Source organism: Ideonella sp. P3_A4 (assembly GCF_056403075.1).
Map to the genome: position 1 here is coordinate 1 of NZ_JBFUGE010000676.1, position 3,033 is coordinate 3,033.

A 3,033-nucleotide genomic window follows, 5' to 3' on the forward strand; every position below is an offset into this window, starting at 1 on the left:
GTCAAAGGCCTGGGCCAGCTGTCCATCCGCTTGCGTGACGCCGAGGTGCTGGTCGCCATCCGCGAACGCACCCAGTTCAACCGCCAACTGCTCGAAAAGCTGCCCAAGCTGCGGCTGATCGCGCAGACCGGCAAGGTCGGCCCGCACATCGACATAGACGCCTGCACCCGCCTGGGCATCGCCGTGGCCGAGGGCGTGGGTTCGCCGCACGCGCCAGCCGAGCTGACCTGGGCGCTGATCATGGCCTCGATGCGCCGGCTGCCGCAGTACATCGGCAATCTGAAACACGGGGCCTGGCAGCAGTCGGGCCTGAAATCGGCCTCGATGCCGCCCAACTTCAGCATCGGCATGCAGCTGCGCGGCAAGGTGCTGGGCATCTGGGGCTACGGCAAGATCGGCGCCATCGTGGCCGGCTATGGCCGTGCCTTCGGCATGGACGTGCGCATCTGGGCCAGCGACGAATCGCGTGAGCGCGCGGTGGCCGATGGCTACACGGTGTTCGCCAGCCGCGAGCAGGCCTTCGAGGAAAGCGACGTGCTCAGCGTGCACCTGCGCCTGTCGGACCGCACGCGCCAGGTCGTCACGCTGTCCGACCTGGGCCTCATGAAGCCAACCGCGCTGTTCGTCAACACCTCGCGCGCCGAGCTGCTCGAAGACGCGGCGCTCGTCTCGGCCCTGAACCGCGGCCGCCCCGGCCTGGCGGCAGTCGACGTGTTCGAGACCGAGCCCATCTYGCAAGGCCACCCGCTGCTGCGGCTCGAAAACGCCGTCTGCACGCCGCACATCGGCTATGTCGAGCAAGACAGCTACGAGTTGTATTTCGGCGCCGCGTTCGACAACGTGGCCGCCTTCGTCGCCGGCCATCCGACCAACATCGTCAACCCGGATGCGCTGAAGGTCCTGCGCTGAAGAGCCGGGCGCCCTGCCCGCCCCCTCACACGCACTCGGCCTCACAACGACTCGAGGAACGCCAGCACCGCGGCGCGCTCGTCCTTGCTCAGGGCCTCGAAGCGCTGGCGGCTGCCGGCCGCCTCGCCCTCGTGCCAGCCGATGGCCTCCATCAGTGTGCGGGCCCGGCCGTCGTGCAGGTAGCGCACGTTCGTTGCCGCACCCTGCACGTACTTCAGCGAGCCCAGCCCCCACAGCGGTGAGGTGCGCCACAACCGCGGCTTGCCCTGGCTTTCGGTCAGGCTGTCGGCCAAGCCGGGGCCCATGTCGTGCAGTAACAGGTCGGTGTAGGGGTGGATCGTCTGGTCGCGCAGCTCGGCGAACGGGTGGTTCTTGCCGGTCTTCATCTTGGCTGCGTGGCAAGCAACGCATTGGGCCGTGGCGAACAGCTTGCTGCCGCGCTCGATCAACGCCGGGTCCACGTCGTGCTCAGGCGACACGCGGATGCCCTCCATGAAGCCGCTGCGCAGGCTGCGTTGCGCCGGCACGCCCAGCAGCGCCAGGTACTGCGCCAAACGCTGCATCTCGGTCTCCGAGATCGCCGTCTTGGCCCGCGTCTGGCCGCATTGGCCCTTCTGGCAACCACGCGTCGGGAACACCGGCGAGGTCACGCCCAGGTCCATGATCAGCGCGGTGGCAGCCTGTTGGCGGGTGCTGGCCTTGGCCGCCTTCCAGCCGAAGCGGCCCAGGTGCCGATCGCCGGTCTCCGGGTCTGTCGACCAGTTCGGCACGCCGCGCACGCCGTCGCCGTTCGCATCGTCGGGGTCGGACAAGGCGAGGATCGTCTCTTCGTCGACCGCCTCCAGCAGCCCCATGCCGATGACCTGCGGCGCCTGGCGCACCGAGTACTGTGCCGGCACCGGCCCCTTGAAGGCATAGACGGGGGTTTGCAGCTCGATCTTTTCGCCGTCGGCCAGCTTGCGCGTCTTCAGCTTGTACGACCTGATCGACACCGAGTAGTCGGGCGCCCCCGGGAGCGAGGTCTTCTGCTGGATGTTCAGGCCATAGACCGGGTCCGGCACGATCTCGCTCGGCGAGCTGGAAGCCGCAGCCAACACCGTCAGCGTGTCCAGCGTGCGGCCCACGGCCAGCGGCAGGCTGCGTCCGTTCAGCGCATGGCAGCCGATGCAGCGCTCGGCGTTGAAGCGCGGGCCCAACTGCTGCGCGTGTTCGGTGAAGACCGGGTTGATGTCCGGGCTCTCGGAGTGCTTGCCATCGGCAAACGAGGTGTGGAACAGGCGCCGGCCCTCGACGAAGCGCTGCGTATTCGCGATGCCGATGTTGTTGGCCATCTGCTGGAACACGCGGTGTGGCTCTTCMGAGTAGTTGTACGAGACGCTGGCCTCGCCGCCCAGCAGCGTGCGGTCGGGCAGCGGCGACGAGTCGAGCGTCGGCGCGATGCCGTACCACGGCCGCATGCCCACGCCGACCTCGTACAGCTGCTCGAATGAGTAGTAGCGGATACCGCCGCCGTCGATCAGCGCCTTGTCGCTGCCGGGCAAATGATCCAGGAACGGCGCCGGCGACAGCTCGATCACATCGCCGACCTGCAGCGGCGTGCCGGGCACCGGCGCGCGCCAGTTGTCGGCAATGACCACCATGCAGTCTTCGCGCAGCGTGGTGTCGCGGCAGATGTTCTTGTTGCCCTCTTTCGGATTCAGGAAGCCGACGTTCATCTTCCAGCCGCAGTCGCGCACGTCGTCGTCCACGCGGCGGAAGGCGCTCAGGCCACTCTCGATGAAGGTGCCGTTGTTGACCCGCAGCGACACCTCGACACGCGAGCGGCCGGCCGGCACCTCGTCGCGGATCATCAAGCCGAACGAGCGGTTCTGGAAGTACCAGGTCGGGAAGGTGAAGTAGTTGCCGGGCCCCACGTCCGGCGCGTCCCACGGCTCACCGCGCTCGCGCGCGTGGCGGTTGGTCGGCCGAAAGCCGGCCAGCGTCACCAGCGTGCCATCGGCTTCCTTGTATTGGATCTTCTCGACCAGCGGCGTGCCGGGGCCGAACAAGGGCACGTAAGTCTTGGCGCCCAGGCGCGGCGGCGCGACGGCCGTCGCCGATTCAGCGCGGCGCGCCTCATTGGCC

At 68.2% G+C, this 3,033-nt stretch carries 2 protein-coding genes; one reads left to right on the top strand and one right to left on the bottom strand.

All coding sequences use genetic code 11. The annotated features are described in order from the left end of the window. Positions 1-909: D-2-hydroxyacid dehydrogenase family protein (locus tag AC1DYI_RS30975; RefSeq protein WP_477207953.1), on the top strand; the 909-nt coding region annotated here is incomplete at its 5' end. A 41-nt stretch (positions 910-950) separates the two neighbouring features. On the opposite strand, the gene AC1DYI_RS30980 is transcribed toward AC1DYI_RS30975, so the two are convergent. After that, the coding region (locus AC1DYI_RS30980; protein WP_477207954.1) for a di-heme oxidoreductase family protein at positions 951-3,033 on the bottom strand (2,083 nt) is incomplete at its 5' end.